General features: G+C 66.5%; 15 protein-coding genes. 10 read left to right on the plus strand and 5 right to left on the minus strand.

Translation table 11 applies throughout. The annotated features are described in order from the left end of the window. Positions 1-231 precede the first annotated feature (231 nt). From ACZ52D_RS12700 to ACZ52D_RS12710, 3 genes are all read right to left on the minus strand, one after another. A complete protein-coding gene (locus ACZ52D_RS12700) occupies positions 232-1,386 on the minus strand; it encodes an alpha-hydroxy acid oxidase (protein WP_464441544.1) in 1,155 nt (384 codons plus the stop codon). A 61-nt stretch (positions 1,387-1,447) separates the two neighbouring features. Then, positions 1,448-1,855 (minus strand): ribbon-helix-helix domain-containing protein, encoded by a 408-nt coding sequence (locus tag ACZ52D_RS12705; RefSeq protein WP_464441545.1) that lies wholly within the window; start codon positions 1,853-1,855, stop codon positions 1,448-1,450. Between the two features lie 63 nt (positions 1,856-1,918). Then, positions 1,919-2,476, minus strand: coding sequence for a DJ-1/PfpI family protein (locus tag ACZ52D_RS12710; RefSeq protein ID WP_222455858.1), 558 nt, complete (start codon positions 2,474-2,476; stop codon positions 1,919-1,921). Between the two features lie 159 nt (positions 2,477-2,635). Here ACZ52D_RS12710 and ACZ52D_RS12715 point away from each other — a divergent pair, with 159 nt between their 5' ends. Next, complete coding sequence (locus ACZ52D_RS12715; RefSeq protein ID WP_464441546.1) at positions 2,636-4,984, plus strand: ATP-dependent helicase; 2,349 nt, start codon at positions 2,636-2,638, stop codon at positions 4,982-4,984. Between the two features lie 430 nt (positions 4,985-5,414). On the opposite strand, the gene ACZ52D_RS12720 is transcribed toward ACZ52D_RS12715, so the two are convergent. Further along, positions 5,415-5,624 (minus strand): DUF1127 domain-containing protein, encoded by a 210-nt coding sequence (locus tag ACZ52D_RS12720; protein ID WP_222455861.1) that lies wholly within the window; start codon positions 5,622-5,624, stop codon positions 5,415-5,417. Between the two features lie 351 nt (positions 5,625-5,975). On the opposite strand from ACZ52D_RS12720, the gene ACZ52D_RS12725 reads away from it, so the two are divergent. The 9 genes from ACZ52D_RS12725 to murD all read left to right on the plus strand — a co-directional run bounded on the left by ACZ52D_RS12725 (position 5,976) and on the right by murD (position 17,429). Beyond that, on the plus strand, positions 5,976-7,040 hold the full coding sequence (locus ACZ52D_RS12725; protein ID WP_464441547.1) for an Mrp/NBP35 family ATP-binding protein: 1,065 nt from the start codon (positions 5,976-5,978) through the stop codon (positions 7,038-7,040). Between the two features lie 874 nt (positions 7,041-7,914). Continuing rightward, positions 7,915-8,418 (plus strand): division/cell wall cluster transcriptional repressor MraZ, encoded by a 504-nt coding sequence (mraZ, locus tag ACZ52D_RS12730; RefSeq protein ID WP_222455863.1) that lies wholly within the window; start codon positions 7,915-7,917, stop codon positions 8,416-8,418. A gap of 3 nt (positions 8,419-8,421) precedes the next feature. Beyond that, positions 8,422-9,417 carry a 16S rRNA (cytosine(1402)-N(4))-methyltransferase RsmH gene (gene rsmH / locus ACZ52D_RS12735; protein ID WP_464441548.1) on the plus strand — a complete coding sequence of 332 codons (996 nt, stop codon included), beginning with the start codon at positions 8,422-8,424 and terminating at the stop codon, positions 9,415-9,417. After that, positions 9,414-9,773, plus strand: coding sequence for a cell division protein FtsL (gene ftsL, locus ACZ52D_RS12740; RefSeq protein WP_369926268.1), 360 nt, complete (start codon positions 9,414-9,416; stop codon positions 9,771-9,773). The genes rsmH and ftsL overlap by 4 nt, the downstream gene beginning before the upstream one ends. After that, on the plus strand, positions 9,770-11,557 hold the full coding sequence (locus tag ACZ52D_RS12745) for a peptidoglycan D,D-transpeptidase FtsI family protein (protein ID WP_222455866.1): 1,788 nt from the start codon (positions 9,770-9,772) through the stop codon (positions 11,555-11,557). Before ftsL ends, ACZ52D_RS12745 begins: the two co-directional genes overlap by 4 nt. Before the next feature lie 20 nt (positions 11,558-11,577). Then, positions 11,578-13,077 (plus strand): UDP-N-acetylmuramoyl-L-alanyl-D-glutamate--2,6-diaminopimelate ligase, encoded by a 1,500-nt coding sequence (locus tag ACZ52D_RS12750; RefSeq protein WP_464441549.1) that lies wholly within the window; start codon positions 11,578-11,580, stop codon positions 13,075-13,077. Further along, positions 13,074-14,480, plus strand: coding sequence for a UDP-N-acetylmuramoyl-tripeptide--D-alanyl-D-alanine ligase (locus ACZ52D_RS12755; RefSeq protein ID WP_464441550.1), 1,407 nt, complete (start codon positions 13,074-13,076; stop codon positions 14,478-14,480). Before ACZ52D_RS12750 ends, ACZ52D_RS12755 begins: the two co-directional genes overlap by 4 nt. Before the next feature lie 19 nt (positions 14,481-14,499). Then, the gene (mraY, locus tag ACZ52D_RS12760; protein WP_222455869.1) at positions 14,500-15,582 is read left to right on the plus strand and encodes a phospho-N-acetylmuramoyl-pentapeptide-transferase; all 1,083 of its coding nucleotides are present in this window, start codon (positions 14,500-14,502) and stop codon (positions 15,580-15,582) included. A 449-nt stretch (positions 15,583-16,031) separates the two neighbouring features. Next, the gene (gene murD, locus ACZ52D_RS12765; protein WP_464441551.1) at positions 16,032-17,429 is read left to right on the plus strand and encodes a UDP-N-acetylmuramoyl-L-alanine--D-glutamate ligase; all 1,398 of its coding nucleotides are present in this window, start codon (positions 16,032-16,034) and stop codon (positions 17,427-17,429) included. A 90-nt stretch (positions 17,430-17,519) separates the two neighbouring features. Here murD and ACZ52D_RS12770 read toward each other — a convergent pair whose 3' ends face one another. Then, positions 17,520-18,701 (minus strand): BaiN/RdsA family NAD(P)/FAD-dependent oxidoreductase, encoded by a 1,182-nt coding sequence (locus ACZ52D_RS12770; RefSeq protein ID WP_464441552.1) that lies wholly within the window; start codon positions 18,699-18,701, stop codon positions 17,520-17,522. Positions 18,702-18,882: the final 181 nt, after the last annotated feature.

An 18,882-nucleotide genomic window follows, 5' to 3' on the forward strand; every position in this document is an offset into this window, starting at 1 on the left:
CTGATGTTTCCTGTCCGATGCGCGATGCGACGATTGGCTGCAAAAACGCGGCGGCGGGCGATGTTACCGCAAACATGCAAAAACAACAGGCTTTTCCGGGATTCTCTGCCTGTCTTGTAACGGCCGTGTGTCTCCGCAGTGCAGCATTTCGTAGCTGCATTGCGGCATTCTGGCGCAGGTCGGGCGTCGGACGGGCGTGGGGTGGTTTGGCGTTTTCACAAACTGCGCGGGTTAGTCCGGTTGCGCAAGATTGTGTCGCGTCAGGTCTCGGATTGCGGCCAGATCCGCCAGTCCCAGCTGGGCCATATTGGCCTCCAGATCGCGGGCCAGGATGTCGATCAGATGCGCCGGACCGCCCGCGCCAAGTGCCGCCAGAGCATAGTGAAAGCCGCGTCCCAGCATCACGAAGTCCGCCCCCAGCGCCAGCGCACGCAGGATGTCCAGCCCGCCCTCGATGCCGCTGTCAAAGATCACCGGCACATCCACTGCGGCACGCACGGCGGGCAGCATGTCTATCGCCGCCGGGCAGCCGTCAAACTGGCGGCCCGCGTGGTTCGACACCCAGATCGCATCCGCGCCTTCATCAGCCAGCCGCGCGGCATCTTCGGCCCGCAAGACGCCCTTGATGACCAGCGGTCCGTCCCAGTGCTGTCGCAGCCAGCGCACATAGTCCCAGTCGGGCGAGGTGCGCAGCAGGTAGCCCACATGCGCCGTCGACGACAGGCTGGCGCTGGCGCCCTCGATGTATTTGTCCAGCGTGCGCATATGCGGCATCCCCTGTCGCGCCATGCCCATGGCCCAGGCGGGGCGCATGGCTACTTGCGCCAGCAGCCGCGGGGTCAGCCGCGGCGGCTGCGTCAGGCCCGAGCGCACCTGCCGCTCCCGGCGCGAGGCGGCGGGCACGTCCACCGTCAGCACCAGCACCTTGAAGCCCGCATCGCGCGCCCGCGCCAGCATGTCGGCACGGATGCCCTCGTCCTTGGGCGGGTACAGCTGGAACCAGCCATGGCGTCCCAGATGCGGTGCCAGGTCCTCTGGTGACTGGCTGGCCACGGTGGACAGGCAATAGGGGATGTCGGCGGCGGCAGCGCTGCGCGCGAGAATGCCTTCGGCATCGGGCCAGATCAGCCCCGACATGCCCACCGGGGCGACGCCGAACGGCAGCGGCAGCGTCTCGCCAAAAAGCGGCGTGGACAGATCCGGCGTCAGCGGCCCGTGCAGGATCGAGGGCACAAGCCCCACCCGGTCCAGCCCGGAGCGGTTGCGCGCCTGCGTGGTCTCGCGCCCGGTGGCGCTGTCCAGATACTCCCACACGAACCGCGGCAGGCGGCGGCGGGCGCGGCGTTTCAGGTCATCCAGACCGGGGTAGCGCTGATGCAGATCCATAGAGGGCAAACTGCCGCCGGAGCTGCGCGTCTGTCCAGCGTAAAATCAATCGCTTGTCGGCTCAGTTCACCCGCCGCTGCGGCGTCGGCCGGGCCGGGGTGGCGGCGTCCTTGCGCGTGGCGTCCCGCGCCGCCCGCTCCCGCGCCAGAATGCCCGGCGCATCGACGCCCGCCAGCGGCGTGGCGGTATCGCGGGGGACCTCGCCATTGCTGGCCAACGCCAGGTAACGCCCGCAGCACACCCGCAGGAAAGAGGTGAAATTGCCCAGATCATGATCCGCATCCAGACTTTCGTGATAGAGTTTGGTGATCAGCTGGTTCACCGTCATCGCGTCCCGCGCGGCGATCTCTTCCAGAATGTCCCAGAAAAACCGCTCTACCCGGATCGAGGTCGCCATGCCGTCGATCCGCAGCGACTTGGTGCGGCTCTCCCAGAGGTCGGGGTCGGCACCGATGAACAGCTCGCACATGTCTCTCTCTCCCGTCTGGCAGCAAGTGCCCCGCCAGCCCGAGCGGGCGGGGCAGGGCGCGGATTACAGCAGCGCCATGAACTGGCGCAGCCAGGCCGGGTGCGCAGGCCAGGCCGGTGCGGTCACCAGATTGCCATCGGTCACCGCCTCTGTCACCTCGATATCGGCATAGGTGCCGCCCGCTGCCTTCACCTCGGGTGCGCAGGCCGGATAGGCCGAGCATTGCCGCCCCTCCAGCGCTCCTGCCGCCGCCAGCAGCTGCGCGCCGTGGCAGATCGCCGCCACCGGTTTGTTGGTCTCAAAGAAATGCCGCACCATCGCCAGCACCTCCTCGTTCAGCCGCAGATATTCCGGTGCGCGGCCGCCGGGCACCACCAGCGCGTCATATTTCGCGGGATCGACTGCGGCGAAATCCGCGTTCAGCGCAAAATTATGGCCGGGCTTCTCGCTGTAGGTCTGGTCGCCCTCAAAGTCGTGGATTGCCGTCTTCACCGTCTCGCCCGCTGCCTTGCCGGGGCAGACCGCATCCACCTCGTGGCCGCAGGCCAGAAGGGTCTGGAACGGCACCATGGTCTCATAGTCCTCGGTGTAGTCGCCGGTGATCATCAATACGCGTGCCATCTTGATCCTCCTCTGCAATTGGCAGGGAAGGGGCTAGCACCTTTGCCGCCTGCCGGGGTATTAGGCGGATACTACATTGCCGCGGTGGGGTGGAATTGGTGGGAACAGAATGTGAACGTCCCCTTTCCGCCGCGCCTGAATCACGCTAGGATCACGGGTATGAGCAGTTTTGACGAAATGGACGCCTTTGAGGGCGCATCGCTGTCGGCCCGGGCCATGCAGGCGCGGCCGATGCCCTATCTCGACAGCCTCAACCCGGCGCAGCGCGAGGCGGTGGAATGTCTGGACGGCCCGGTCCTGATGCTGGCAGGCGCCGGCACCGGCAAGACCAAGGCGCTGACCACCCGCATCGTGCATCTCCTCAGCACCGGGCGGGCGCGGCCCAATGAAATCCTGTCGGTGACCTTCACCAACAAGGCCGCGCGCGAGATGAAGGAACGGGTGGGCGGCATGCTCGGCCAGGCGGTCGAAGGCATGCCCTGGCTTGGCACTTTCCACTCCATCTGCGTCAAGCAGCTGCGCCGCCACGCCGAGCTGGTCGGGCTGAAATCGAATTTCACCATCCTCGACACCGACGACCAGATCCGCCTGTTGAAGCAACTGGTTCAGGCCGCGGGCGTGGACGACAAACGCTGGCCCGCACGGATGCTGGCGGGCATCATCGACGACTGGAAGAACCGCGCCCTGACGCCCGACCGTGTGCCCTCGGCCGATGCGGGGGCCTACAACAACCGCGGCATTGAATTCTACGCCCAGTACCAGACCCGCCTGCGCGAGCTGAACGCAGTCGATTTCGGTGACCTGCTCTTGCACATGGTGACGATTTTCCAGAACCACGGGGATGTGCTGGAGCAGTATCAGCGCTGGTTCCGCTACATCATGGTGGACGAATACCAGGATACCAACGTCGCCCAGTACCTCTGGCTGCGGCTCTTGGCGGGGGCACACAAGAATATCTGCTGCGTCGGCGACGACGACCAGTCGATCTACGGCTGGCGCGGTGCCGAAGTCGGCAACATCCTGCGGTTTGAAAAGGATTTTCCCGGTGCCATGGTGGTGCGGCTGGAGCAGAACTACCGCTCCACCGGTCATATCCTGGCCGCCGCCGCGGGCGTCATCCGCGGCAATCAGGGGCGTCTTGGCAAGGAGCTGTGGACCGATGCCGGTGACGGAGAAAAGGTCCGGCTGATCGGCCATTGGGACGGCGAGGAAGAGGCCCGCTGGATCGGCGAGGAGATCGAGGCGATGCAGCGCGGCACCCGTGGCCAGCGCCCCATCGGCCTCAACAGCATGGCGATTCTGGTCCGTGCCTCGCATCAGATGCGCGCGTTCGAGGATCGCTTCCTCACCATCGGCCTGCCGTATCGCGTGATCGGCGGCCCGCGCTTCTATGAGCGGCTCGAGATTCGCGATGCCATGGCCTATTTCCGCGTCGTGACCTCGCCCGAGGACGATCTTGCGTTCGAGCGCATCGTCAACACGCCCAAGCGCGGCCTTGGCGACAAGGCGCAGCAGACCATCCAGATCCTCGCCCGTGAAAACGGTGTGTCATTGGTCGAGGGCGCGCGGCTGGCGGTCGAGTCGGGCCAGATCAAGGGCAAGGGCGCGGGCAAGCTGCGCGAGCTGGTCGACAGCATCGCCCGCTGGGGTCGCATGGCCGGTGATGGCGACATCAGCCACATGGAACTGGCCGAGATTATCCTCGATGAGAGCGGCTATACCGCCCATTGGCAGAACGACAAGAACCCGGATTCGCCCGGCCGCCTCGAAAACCTCAAGGAACTGGTCAAGGCGCTGGAGAATTTCGAGAATCTGCAGGGCTTCCTCGAACATGTCAGCCTGGTCATGGACAATGACAAGCAGGACGCGGACGAGAAGGTGTCGATCATGACCCTGCACGCGGCCAAGGGGCTGGAATTCCCCGCGGTCTTCCTGCCGGGCTGGGAGGACGGGTTGTTCCCCTCGCAGCGCTCGATGGATGAAAGCGGCCAGAAGGGGCTCGAGGAAGAGCGTCGCCTCGCCTATGTCGGCATCACGCGGGCCGAGGAAATCTGCACCATCTCCTTTGCCGGCAACCGCCGGGTGTTCGGCCAGTGGCAGTCGCAGCTGCCCTCGCGCTTTATTGACGAGCTGTCCGAGGAGCACGTCGAAGTGCTGACCGGCAGTGGCTATGGCGCCGGCGCGGCGGGGGCATCTGATTACGGCGTGCGCTCCACCATCGAGGACAAGATGGCACAGGCCGACGGCTACAACTCGCCGGGCTGGAAGCGGCTGCAGGCGCGCTCCGGTCAGCGCGGGCTGAGCCAGCCCAAGGAAAGCCGCCACCAGGTGATCGATCTGACCGCCACCTCCAGCTTCACCCTGGGCGAGCGGGTGTTCCACCAGAAATTCGGCTACGGCGCGATTCTCGGCATCGAAGGCGACAAGCTGGAAGTCGATTTCGAGAAGGCCGGTCCGAAGAAGGTCGTGGCCCGCTTCGTTTCGGCAGCGGACGACATCCCGTTCTGAGCGACGCGCGGCCCTGAACGCGTTGGATAAGCCTCTTCACGACAGATAAATGCCCCGGTATGGCCGGGGGATCGGATCGCCTTGGCGATCCGATCCGGGCGCGGCAGCGGCGGCGGGCAGCAGGGCTGCCCGCCGCCGCTGCCGCGCTGCCCTTCATTGCAAGGCTCTGGCGCAAAGCGGCCTGCCCTGCGCAGTCCGGCGCGGGCAGGGGGCTGGGTCGCGGATGGCTGAAAATACAAAAACGGCGGCGCCCAGGGAGGAGGAGGGGGCACCGCCGTTCTGTCATACACCGGGATTAAGGGAGGAGGAGGTCCCGGTGATCCAAGCCCGGCTTTCGGCCGGTATAGGGTGCGGCGGCATCAGGGAGGAGGAGGATGCCACCGCGTAGTACAGGCTCTTCAAGGGAGGAGGAGAAAGAGCCTGATCTCTGTTATTCGTTTTCGTAAGCCGCCTGATAGGCGATACGCTTGATTTCGGAACGGTGCAGGCCCAGGTCCGCCAGCTCGCGGCCGCTCAGCTCCGACAGTTCCTTGACGGTCTGGCGGTACAGGCGGTAACGGGCGAATTTCGCCATCAGGCCGTCCAGTGCAGCAAAAGGCGACGCCAGTTTCACTGCGGTGATCTGTTGTGCTGCTGCCATCTTTTCGGTTCCTTCGTCTTGCCGTCCGGCCGTTTCGTCCTGCGCCCCAGTGGCGCCTCTTGTGATACAATTTACGGATATGCTGCGGGCGCACAATCCCGTGTCTGGTCAATGCCGCTATGCAGCAAATGCATGGGTGGAAGCCGCTACCGTTCTGATAGTGCCGGATTTTTTGGCATCACCTTTGTGATGTGCCGCGGATCTCGGCGCAGGCTTGCATGGATTGCATAGGGGAACTGGCGTCAATCTTGACAGGTCTTTGCACGGTCTGGCCCCGGGGCTGTCGTCGCGGCTTCCATCGCCTCGACTCGCTGCATATATATGTGTCGGTCAAGAAGCAGGAGAGCAGCCATGCCGGTCACCCAGGAACAGATTCACGCAGCGCTGGAGCGTCTGCAGCTGCCGGACGGCGGCACGCTGGTGTCGCGCGACATGCTGCGCGCCCTGCGCATCGAGGACGGCAAGGTCAGCTTCGTGATCGAGGCGCCCAGCCCCGAGGTGGCCAAGCAGATGGAACCGCTGCGCCGGGCCGCCGAGGCCGCGGTGGCGCAGCTGGCGGGGGTCAGTGGCGTGTCGGTGGCGCTGACCGCCCATGCGGCGCAGCAGCCCGCGCCCAGCCTCAAGGTCGGCGGCCACCCCAAGCCGCAGGCGGAGCCGCTGAAACCGGCGGGGGTGAAGCGCATTCTGGCAGTGGCCTCGGGCAAGGGCGGCGTGGGCAAATCCACCGTGGCCTCCAACCTCGCCGTGGCGCTGGCCAGGCAGGGCCGCAAGGTGGGCCTGCTGGACGCCGACATCTACGGCCCCTCGCAGCCCCGCATGATGGGCGCCAAGGGCCGCCCGGCCAGCCCTGACGGCAAGATCATCGAGCCGCTGCACGCCCATGGCGTCACTCTTATGTCGATCGGCTTCATGCTGGAGGAGGGCAAGGCGGTGGTCTGGCGCGGCCCGATGCTGATGGGCGCGTTGCAGCAGATGCTGGGCCAGGTCAACTGGGGCGAGCTGGACGTGCTGATCGTCGACCTGCCGCCCGGCACCGGCGACGTGCAGCTGACGCTGTGCACCCGGGCCGAGCTGACCGGCGCCATCGTCGTCTCCACGCCGCAGGACGTCGCGCTGCTGGACGCGCGCAAGGCGATGGACATGTTCAAGACGCTGAAGACCCCGGTGCTGGGGCTGATCGAGAACATGTCCTTCTTTACCTGCCCGGATTGCGGCGGCGAACATCACATCTTTGGTCACGGCGGTGTCACGGCCGAGGCCGAAGGGCTGGGCCTGCCGCTGCTGGGCGCGCTGCCGATTGATCTCGAAACCCGTCTGGCGGGCGATGGTGGCACCCCGATTGCGGCGGGGGATGGGCCGATGGCCCAGGCCTACGCCCGGATCGCCGAAGGGCTGGTCAAGGGCGGCATGGCCTGATCGCCCCGCGGCCAACCCGGCTGCCTTTCGTATTTCTGCACAGCGGCCCGTCTCTCGGCGGGCCGTTTTGCGTCGCCCCGCCGCCGGTCGGCGCCGACAGGGCCGCCGTTTCGGGAGGCGGAATGGGCCGGGATGGGATCGCCTGCCGGATCCGGCGCGGTCTGGCCCTCCCGGTGGCGGAGGGCTGCGCATGGGACCACTGGGAAACCGTGGGAAGATTGGGAAACGACGGGACAGGCGGGAATTCATGGGCGGCATGGGAATTCATGGCCATCTCGCGCGCACTTTCAGCTTGCCGTTGCGAATCACTCGGTGTTGAACCGTGGGAAAGGGCCGGTTTTACTGCGAAGGTGGGGCTGTTTGCGGAACATGACGCGAACATCCTTGAATCGGGGATGTCAGGATCAGGAATCGCGGGAAACTATGGGAAAAAATATCGCTCTGCAATCTGGATCTATATGTAGTGTTTGCGGAGAGTTTGCGCACCACAGAAGCTAAGGTGGGGCCAAAATCAGGGAGATTCTGCTGCGAATCCCCTTCAATTTCTGCAAGAGTCCAGAGGCTTTGGGCAGAAAATGGTTGCAGGGCCATCAATTCCCATAGTATCCCTAATTCATCGACGGAAACGAGGGACGGGGCGCCAAACGACCCCAGACCACAAAAACAAAAGCAGGTTTCATACAGGCCTTCGCTTTCCTCGAAAAACAGAGATCCGGCGCGCGGGCGAGCAGACATCCCCCCAGGTGGCGCGCGCAGTCGGACATCCCGCAAGGCGGGCCAAGGCGGCGGGTTGATCAGTGGCAGCAGATCAACCCGCCCCTTTTCATTCTGGGGGACGGATCAACGCGAGGGACGCGCGAAAAAGGACGGTAGATTGGGCCGCAGGTTCAGAGGTGAAAGCCACCACAAGGTGGACAGCAAGGGGCGGGTGTCAATCCCGGCCTCTTTTCGCCGTGTGCTGGAGGCATCCGATCCCAACTGGCAGCCCGACCGCAACCCGGAATTGGTGATTGTCTACGGTGACCATCGCCGCAAGTTCCTGGAGTGCTATACTATAGAAGCAATCGAGGAGGTCGACGCCAAGATCGACCGCCTGCCGCGCGGCTCCATGCAACGCAAGATGCTGCAGCGGATGTTTCATGGTCAGTCCTTCCCGACCAACGTGGATGAGACCGGCCGCCTGGTGCTGCCTGCCAAGCTGCGCCAGAAAATCGGCCTCGAGGGCGAGGCCTTCTTCATCGCGGCGGGGGATACCTTCCAGATCTGGAAGCCCGAAACCTACGAGGAAGAAGAGCTGGCCCAGACCGAGAAGTGGATGGAGGAACTGCCGGAAGACTTCGATCCGATGCAATTCCTTGATGGCGACGGAGACATTTAAGACATGACCCAGGACCAGACAGCTGCCAATGGTCCCCATATTCCGGTTCTGCTGCGTCCGCTGCTCAAGGCGGTTGCCCCGGTGTCGGGGCGCTGGCTGGATGGCACCTTCGGCGCTGGCGGCTATACCCGTGGCCTGCTGGAGGCCGGGGCCGAACAGGTCATCGGCGTCGACCGCGACCCGCTTGCCTTCGAACTCGCGAAACCCTGGGCGGGAGACTATGGCGACCGGCTGATCCTGCAACCGGGCGTGTTTTCGCGCATGGATGAATACGCCCAGGATCTCGATGGCGTGGTGCTCGACCTCGGTGTCTCCTCGATGCAGCTGGACCTGGCCGAGCGCGGCTTTTCCTTCATGAAAGACGGCCCGCTGGACATGCGGATGTCGCAATCCGGCCCCTCCGCCGCCGATCTGATCGCCGAGCTGAGCGAGGCGCAGATTGCCGACATCCTGTTCCACTACGGCGAAGAGCGCGCCAGCCGCCGCATCGCCAAGGCGATCGTGCGCGAACGCACGGTGGAGCCGATCACCACCACGCTGCGTCTGGCCAAGATCATCGAAAGCTGCCTGCCGCGCCCCAAGCCGGGCCAGTCGCACCCGGCGACCCGCAGCTTCCAGGGGCTGCGCATCGCGGTGAATGCCGAATACGAGGAGCTGTTCGAGGGCCTTCTGGCCGCCGAGCGGGCCCTGAAGCCGGACGGGCTTCTGGCCGTGGTGACCTTCCACTCGGTCGAGGATCGCATGGTGAAACGTTTCTTCCAGCATCGCGCGGGCAAGACCGGTCGCGCCAACCGTTACGCGCCCGAGCAGGCCGAAGCCCCCGCGCAATTCGAGCTGGTCACCCGCAAGGCCGTCGGTCCCGATGATCAGGAACTGGCAGAGAACCCGCGCAGCCGCAGCGCCCGCCTGCGGGTTGGTCGCCGCACCGCGGCCGCGCCGGGGCCGATCTCGGCCAAGGAACTGGGCATGCCACAACTGAAGGAGGGCAACGGTCGATGAAAACCCTGCTTTATGTCGCCACCTGCCTGACCGTTCTGGCGTTGGCTTTCTGGGCCTACCGCGAGAATTACGCCACTCAGGAGGTGCTGAAGGAAACCCGCGCCCTGCGCCAGCAGATCGGTGCCGCCAAGGTGCGGCTGGGGGTGCTGCGGGCGGAATGGGCCTATCTCAACCGGCCGGAGCGGCTGCGGGACCTGGCCGAGCTGAACTTTGATCGCCTGGGTTTGCTGCCGCTGCGCCCGGACCAGTTTGGCCGGGTGGACGAGGTCTCCTACCCGGTGCCGCCTGAACTGGACCTCAGCAATGGCATCGAGGTCTCGGGCCTGAATGCCGCCGCCGCAGGAGGACACCCATGATCCGCACTCCGCTGCGCCCGCTGGCCCGGATTCTGCACGCTCGCGCGGTGGGGGAGAACCCTGACCGGATCGAACAGGAAAACATCACCCTGCGCCACCAGGAGATGCAGGTGCAGGCCCGCCAGCGCTCCGAGGGGCGGCTTCTGGTCATGGGGGCGCTGTTCGTCTTTGCCTTCGCCACCATCGGTGCCCGCATGGGCATCACCGCCTTGTCCGAACCGGCCGAGCCGGTCGCCAGCGTGCCGGGCAGTGCCATCGCCATGCAGCGCGCCGACATCGTCGACCGCAAGGGGCGCCTGCTGGCAACCAACTTCGAGACCCATTCCCTTTATGCGCAGCCGCCGCAGATGGTCGACCCCGTCGGGGCCGCCGAAAAGCTGGTGGAGATCTTCCCCGACCTTGATCGCGACGAGCTGATCGAGGATTTCACGGGGAAGCGCAAGTTTCTGTGGATAAAGAAGAAAATCAGCCCCGAGCAGCAGCAGGCGGTGCATGACATCGGCGACCCCGGCCTTCTGTTCGGCCCGCGCGAGATGCGGCTTTATCCCAATGGCAGCCTCGCCGCCCATGTGCTGGGCGGGGCCGGTTTCGGCAAGGAAGGCGTCAATGCCGCCGAGGTGATCGGCGTCGCAGGGGTGGAAAAGCAGTTCGACAGCTACCTGCGCGACCCCGCCAACGGCGGCAAGCCGTTGCAGCTGTCGCTGGATCTGACCGTGCAGGCGGCGGCCGAGCGGGTGCTCTACGGTGGCATGAAATTGATGAACGCCAAGGGTGCCACCTCGATCCTGATGGATGTGCACACCGGCGAGGTGATCTCGGTGGTGTCGCTGCCGGATTTCGACCCGAACGACCGGCCGCGGCCGCCGACCTCGGGGTTTGACCCCTCGGTCAGCCCGCTGTTCAACCGCGCGGTGCAGGGGGTGTACGAACTGGGCTCCGCCTTCAAGATCTTCACCGCCGCGCAGGCGGTCGACCTTGGCCTTGCGAACTCCGAGACCATGATCGACGCGTCCGGCCCGATGCGCATCGGCCGCTTTCCGATCGGCGAGTTCAACCACAAGAACTTTGGCGAGCTGAGCCTTGCGGATGTGATCGTCAACAGCTCCAACCGCGGCACCGGCCGCCTGGCGCTGCAGATCGGGGCCCTGCGCCAGCAGGACTTCCTGCGGGCGCTCGGCATGTTCGAGCCGACCCCGATTGAAATCGCCGAAGCCGCAGGTGGCCGCCCGTTGACGCCGCGCAAATGGGGGGATCTCAGCACCGTCACCATTTCCTATGGTCACGGCTTGTCCGCCAGTCCGATGCATCTGGCGGCGGGCTATGCGGCGATCGCCAACGGCGGGCGCTACGTGAAGCCCACGATTCTGCGCCAGGACGGGCCGCAGGAAGGCCAGCGTGTGATGTCCGAGGAAGCGGCGCGCCAGTCCCGCGCCATGCTGCGCAAGGTGGTGACCAGCGGCACCGCCTCCTTTGCCGAGGTGCCCGGCTATCAGGTGGGCGGCAAGACCGGCACCGCCGACAAGCCCAAGCCGCAGGGTGGTTATTACGAGGACAAGGTGATCGCCACCTTTGCCGCGATGTTCCCGGCCCATGACCCGAAATACGTTCTGGTGGTGACCCTGGATGAGCCGGAGGTGATCGCCCACGGCAAGCCGCGCCGCACCGCGGGCTGGACGGCGACGCCGGTGGCGGCCGAGATGATCGGTCGGGTCGCACCTCTGCTCGGGCTGCGTCCGCAAGTTGAACCCATCGAGATGGCTGGTATAACCCTCACCTCGAACTAGACCTCGGTAGGGACCCGGCCATGAGCAGCAGCAACAGTAGTACCCCGGAGCCGCAGCCGCTCAGCCAGCTGGGTCTGACGGCCCGTGGCGGGGCGGATCCGCAGATCAGCGGACTCGCGGTGGACAGCCGCGAGGTGCGGGCAGGCTACCTGTTCGCGGCCTTGCCCGGCAGCCAGGTTCATGGCGCCAAGTTCATTCCCGCAGCGCTGGAGAAGGGCGCGGTCGCGGTGCTGACCGATGCCGCCGGAGCTGAGATCGCCGCGCGGGTGCTGGCCGACAGCCATGCCGCGCTGGTGGTGGTCGAGGACCCGCGCCAGACGCTGGCCTATGCCGCCGCGCTGTGGTTCGGCGGTCAGCCGCAGACGGTCGTCGCGGTGACCGGCACCAACGGCAAGACCTCCGTTGCGACCTTTGTTCGCCAGATCTGGATGGAGCTGGGCCACCGGGCGGTCAACATGGGCACCACCGGCATCGAGGGCGCCTGGAGCTACCCGCTGGCCCATACCACGCCGGAACCCATCACCCTGCACCGGGCCCTGGCCGCCGCTGCCGCCGAGGGCGTGACCCATGCGGCGATGGAGGCGTCATCGCACGGGCTCGACCAGCGCCGTCTGGACGGGGTGCAGCTGGCGGCGGCGGGGTTTACCAATTTCACCCAGGATCACCTCGACTACCACGAGACCTTCGACGCCTATTTCGCCGCCAAGGCCGGGCTGTTCCGCCGGGTGCTGCCGGACGAGGGCGTGGCGGTCATCAACATGGACGATCCCCGCGGTGCCGAGATGCGCGCGGTGGCGGCGGCGCGCGGCCAGGAGATCATCAGCGTCGGCCGCGGCCTTGGCGATCTCAGCCTGATGGGTCTGCGCTATGACGGCACCGGGCAGGACATGCGCTTTGCCTGGCATGACAAGCCGTACCAGGTGCGGCTGAACCTGATCGGCGGCTTTCAGGCGGAAAATATCCTGCTCGCCTGCGGGCTGGTGATTGCCGGCGGTGAAGACCCTGAGCGGGTGTTCGAGACCCTGCCGCATCTGACCACCGTGCGCGGCCGGATGCAGCTGGCGGCCGAGCGCGACAATGGCTCGGCAGTGTTCGTGGACTACGCCCACACCCCGGATGCGGTGGCCAGCGCCATCAAGGCGCTGCGCCCGCATGTCTTGGGGCGCCTGATTGCCATCGTCGGCGCAGGCGGCGACCGTGACACCTCGAAACGCCCCTTGATGGGGCAGGCGGCGCATGAGAACGCTGATGTGGTCATCGTGACGGATGACAACCCGCGCAGCGAGGATCCGGCGGCGATCCGCGCCGCGGTCAAGGCCGGAGCGCCCGATTGCATCGAGGTCGGCGACCGCGCCGAGGCGATCCTGCGCGGGGCGGACATGCTGGGGCCGGGCGACGCGCTGATCATCTGCGGCAAGGGCCATGAGACCGGCCAGACCGTGGGGGACACGGTGTTGCCCTTTGATGACGTGGAACAGGCCAGCATCGCCGTGGCCGCATTGGACGGGAGGCTGGCATGAGCCTGTGGACCGCAGCTGAGGCCGCCGCCGCAACCGGCGGGCAGGCGCAGGGGGAGTGGCAGGTCTCTGGCCTGTCGATCGACACCCGCACCATCCAGCCCGGTGATCTGTTCGTGGCGCTGACCGCGGCGCGCGACGGGCATGATTTTGTCGCGCAGGCGCTGGAGAAGGGCGCCGGGGCGGCGCTGGTTTCGCGCGTGCCGGACGGCGTGTCGGCGGAGGCGCCGCTGCTGATCGTCGAGGACGTGCAAAAGGGGCTGGAGGCCCTGGGCCGCGCCGCGCGGGCGCGCACGCAGGCACGGGTGGTGGCGGTCACCGGCTCGGTCGGCAAGACCTCGACCAAGGAGATGCTGGCGCGGATGCTGTCCGATCAGGGCCGCACCCATGCGGCGGTGGCCAGTTACAACAACCACTGGGGCGTGCCGCTGACGCTGGCGCGGATGCCGCGGGACACCGACTATGCGGTGATCGAGATCGGCATGAACCACCCCGGCGAGATCGCGCCGCTGTCGAAACAGGCCCGTCCGCATGTGGCAATGGTCACCACCGTGGCCGCGGTGCACCTGGAGGCCTTTGACGACGTGGCGGGCATCGCCCGCGAGAAGGCCGCCATCATGGAAGGGCTGGAGCCCGGTGGCGTGGCGGTGCTGAATGCCGATATCGCCGAGGCGCCCGTGCTGGCCCGGGTGGCGGCGGATCTGGGCGCCGAGGCCCGCTGGTTCGGTGAGACGGCGGCGGCGTATCAACTGCGCTCGGCGGCGATCAAGGGGGCGGAAACCCTTGCCCATGTCACGGTTTCGGGGCGCGAGATTGATCTGCATATCCAGTCACTTGGCGCGCATTTTGCGATGAACGCCCTGGGCGCGCTGGCATGTGTCGAGGCGCTGGGGGGTGATGTCGAAAAGGCCGCGCAAAGCCTGTCGTTGTGGTCGCCTGTCAAAGGCCGCGGCGTGCGCGAGACGATCCGGCTGGACGGCGGCGCGGTGACCCTGCTGGACGACAGCTACAACGCCAACCCGACCTCGGTCGCGGCGGCGCTGGCGGTGCTGGCGGCGACGCCGGTGCAGGGCGGCGGGCGCAAGCTGGCCTGGCTCGGCGACATGAAGGAACTGGGCCCGCAGGAGCTGGCGCTGCATGCCGATCTGGCGCAGCTGGACGCGGTGCGGGACATCGACCGCATTCACTGCATCGGCCCCTTGATGCGGGCGCTGCATGATGCGCTGCCCGCGGACAAGCGGGGCGGCTGGTACGCGACCAGCGCCGAGGCGGTGCCCGCGTTGCAGGACAGCATCGCGGCGGGCGATATCGTGCTGGCCAAGGGGTCATTGAGCATGGCGCTGGCCAAGATCGTTGACGGCATCCGCGAAATGGGCCAATCCGGCCGCAATTCTGAAAAACCGTAAGGATCGGGGGACGGGCCGCATGCTCTATTGGCTGACCGCTTTGTCGGACGGGGGAGATTTCTTCAACCTCTTCCGCTATATCACATTCCGCGCAGGCGGCGCCTTTCTGACCGCGCTGATCTTTGGCTTTCTGTTTGGCAAGCCGCTGATCAACGTGCTGCGCAAGCGCCAGGGCAAGGGGCAGCCGATCCGCGACGACGGGCCGGAGGCGCATCTGTCGAAGGCGGGCACGCCCACCATGGGCGGGCTGCTGATCGTCGGCGCGCTGCTGACCGCGACCCTGATCTGGGCGCGCTGGGACAACCCCTTTGTCTGGATGGTGCTGTTCGTGACGCTGGCCTATGGCCTGATCGGCTTTGCCGATGATTATGCCAAGGTGTCGAAACAGAACACCAAGGGCGTTCCCGGCAAGGTGCGGCTGCTGCTGGGCGTGCTGATCGCCGTCACCGCAGCGCTGTGGGCGGCGGCCTATCACCCGGCGCCGCTGCAGAATCAGCTGGCGCTGCCGGTGTTCAAGGACACGCTCATCAACCTTGGCATCTTCTACGTGCCGTTTGCGATCTGCGTCATCGTCGGCTCGGCCAATGCGGTGAACCTGACCGACGGTCTGGACGGGCTGGCGATCATGCCGTCGATGATTGCGGCCGGGACGCTGGGCGTCATCGCCTATGCGGTGGGGCGCGTCGACTTCACCGAGTATCTGGACGTGCATTACGTGCCGGGCACCGGTGAAATCCTGATCTTCACCTCGGCGCTGTTCGGCGCTGGCCTGGGCTTCCTTTGGTACAACGCGCCGCCTGCGGCGGTGTTCATGGGCGACACCGGCTCGCTGGCCCTGGGCGGTGCGCTGGGGGCGATCGCGGTGGCCACCAAGCATGAGCTGGTGCTGGCGATCGTCGGCGGTCTGTTCGTGGTCGAGGCGCTGTCGGTGATCATCCAGGTGCTGTATTACAAGCGCACCGGGCGGCGGGTCTTCCTGATGGCGCCGATTCACCACCACTACGAGAAGAAGGGCTGGGCCGAGCCGACCATCGTGATCCGCTTCTGGATCATCTCGCTGATCCTGGCGATGATCGGTCTGGCGACGCTGAAGGTGCGCTGAGCCGCGCCGCTTTGCAGCCCGGCCAAGGCGGCGGGGCTGTCCTGTCTGCTTTCATGGCAACCGCGCCGGGCTGATGCTGGGCGCGGTTTTGTTTCGCAAGGAAGGCGGCGCCGCCAAAGGGCGGAGCATCGGATGACCGGTGTCAGCGGTCATGTCCGTCTATCGGCCTGTTGCGGACCCGCCCTGCACCCAATGAGGAGGTGGTCTGAGGGGGCCGGTCTCCTGGTCTTCTCGTTGCAACGCATTGACCCTAGAGCGGGCGGGTGAAGATCGCGTGAGGGCAGCGTGCGCCGGGTGCGCAACACCTGTGTCCAGGGGCGGTGCCCGTCCGCGGGCGGACGCGAAGCGCCCGCCCATCGGGCGGACGGGCGCTGCCCTGATGGCTTGCAAATCTCCTTCGCTGCGGTACAGGGTACGGCGCAAAGAGTGATCGTGCGAAAGGGCAAGCGATGATCCCGGTCAGAGGTTTTGAAGGCGCAAACGTGGCGGTGCTGGGGCTGGGGCGCTCGGGCCTGGCAACGGCGCGGGCCTTGCGGGCGGGCGGCGCAGAGGCGATCTGCTGGGACGACAACCCGGCGGCACGCGAGGCGGCCGAGGCCGAGGGCTTCACCTGTCGCGACCTGCACAAGTCGGGCGCCTTCGACGAGATCGCCGCGCTGGTGACGTCACCCGGTATCCCGCATCTCTACCCCAAGCCCAACCCGGTGATCCGGGCGGCCCTCGCGGCGGGGGTGCCGGTGGACAATGACATCGGCCTGTTCTTCCGCTCCTTTGCGGATGCCGAGTGGCAGATGCACGACCAGCCGCCGCGGGTGGTGGCGGTGACCGGGTCAAACGGCAAGTCGACCACGGTGGCGCTGCTGCACCATATCCTGCAGGAGGCGGGCCGCGAGAGCCAGCTGGCAGGCAATATCGGTCGCGGCGTGCTGGACATCGACCCGCCGGGCAATGGCGGCGTGGTGGTGCTGGAGCTGTCGAGCTATCAGACCGAGCTGGCGCGGGCGCTGACCCCGGATGTGGCGGTGTTCACCAACCTCAGCCCGGATCACCTCGACCGGCATGGCGGTATGGGCGGCTATTTCGCCGCCAAGCGCCGCCTGTTTGCCGAGGGCGGTCCCGACCGCGCGGTGATCGGTGTCGACGAGGACGAGGGGCTGTTCCTGGCCGGGCAGCTCTCCGAAAGCCTGAGCGATGACCGGGTGATCCGCATCTCGGCCGCGCAGAAGCTGACCGGGCCGGGCTGGCAGGTGTTTGCCCGCAAGGGGTTTCTGAGCGAGTACCGCAAGGGGCGGCAGGCGGCCTCGATCGATCTGCGCGAGATGCAGGGGCTGCCGGGGGCGCATAACCATCAGAACGCCTGTGCGGCCTATGCAGCGGCGCGCACGCTGGGGCTGGCGCCGCGGCTGATCGGCGATGCGATGGCCACTTTCCCCGGCCTGCCGCACCGCAGCCAGACCATCGCCGAGGCGGCGGGCGTGCGCTATGTCAATGACAGCAAGGCGACCAATGTCGACAGCGCTGCCAAGGCACTGAGCGCGTTCAAGAACATCCGCTGGATCTGTGGCGGCCTCGAGAAGGACGGCGGCCTCGACGGGCTGGCGGGGCAGACCTCGAATGTGACCAAGGCCTATGTGATCGGGCGCGAGGCGGCCGGTTTTGCCATGCAGCTGGACGTGGAGGCCGAGGTCTGCACCACCATGGCTACCGCGGTGGAGCGGGCGATGGCCGAGGCGCAGCCGGGCGATACGGTTCTGCTGGCCCCGGCCGCGGCCAGCTTTGATCAGTATGACAACTTCGAACAGCGCGGCGAGGATTTCATCGCGCAGGTGCGCGGGCGTCTCGGCTAGAAAGGGCGGCGCAGGTTCCGCGACGGGTCGATCCGGGGGGATCTGGGCCGATCCGGGCGGACATTGCGCGGAATCGGCCCTTGTGCAGGATCAGCCGGTGGCGGCAATCGCGGTGCCGGCAGCGAAACCGGACGACCAGGCCCACTGGAAGTTGTAGCCGCCCAGCCAGCCGGTCACATCGACGGCTTCGCCAATGGCGTAGAGACCGGGCACCGATTTGGCTTCCATCGTCTTGGAGGACAACGCATCGGTGTCGATGCCGCCCAGCGTCACCTCTGCCGTGCGGTAGCCCTCGGTGCCTGCGGGCAGCAATTGCCAGTTCTTGAGCGACTCGCAGAGGGTCCGGAGCGCGGCATCGGACTGGTCGGCCAGACGTCCCTTGAGCGCCAGCACCGGCGTCAGGAAGTCTACCAGCTTGGCGGGCAGGTGGCGTGACAGTTCGGTTGTCAGATCGCGGCCACCCCCGGCCTGGCGCTGTTCGCGCAGGCGGTCGAACAGCGGTGTGTCGGGAATCAGGTTGACGGTGATCGCCTCGCCCTCGCGCCAGTAGGACGACAGTTGCAGCACCGACGGCCCGGAGAGGCCGCGGTGGGTGAACAGCAGCGCCTCGTCAAAGGAGGTGCGGTCGTTCGAGAGCCGCGCGGGCAGGGCGACCCCGGCCAGCGGCTTGAAGCGGCCATCGGGAAAGGTGAAGGGCACCAGCGCCGGGCGGGTTTCGGTGAGGGGCAGTTCGAACTGGCGGGCGAGATCATAGGCCAGCCCGGTGGCGCCCATCTTGGGGATCGATTTGCCGCCCGTGGCCAGCACCAGATTGCGGCAGGAAACCGCCTGACGCCTGCCCTCGCGCAGCAGGGTGACGCGAAATCCATTGGCGGTGCGCTCGACGCTTTCGACCGAGGTTTGCAGCCAGAGGTCCGCCCCGGCGGCGCGCAGCTCATCCACCAGGAGGGCGATGATCTGCTTGGCCGAGCCGTCGCAGAACAGCTGGCCCAGGGTCTTTTCGTGCCAGGCGATGCCGTGGCGGCTGACCAGCTCGATGAAGTCCCACTGGGTGTAGCGCGTCAGCGCCGATTTGCAGAAATGCGGGTTCTGCGACAGGTAGTTGGCGGGCCCGGCATACATGTTGGTGAAGTTGCAGCGGCCACCGCCGGAGATGCGAATCTTCTCGCCCGGCGCCTTGGCGTGGTCGATCACCAGCGTGCTGCCGCCGGCATGGCGCGCGCACATCATGCCGGCCGCGCCGGCGCCGAGAATCAGGGTTCTTATCTGCATGGCGCGCATCGACCACGGATGCGGCAACGGCGCAAGCTGCCATGTGCGAAAACCCGCGCAACAGAAGGTAAAGCGGGTGGCAAAAAATACTCTTTCGGGTTAGCATTCCTGCAACAGACCCCGAAAACGGGGCAGGGCAGGCCCCGCATGGGGCACAACGAGGCATATAGTGGCGGTATTC

The organism is Leisingera sp. S2M4 (genome assembly GCF_055398055.1).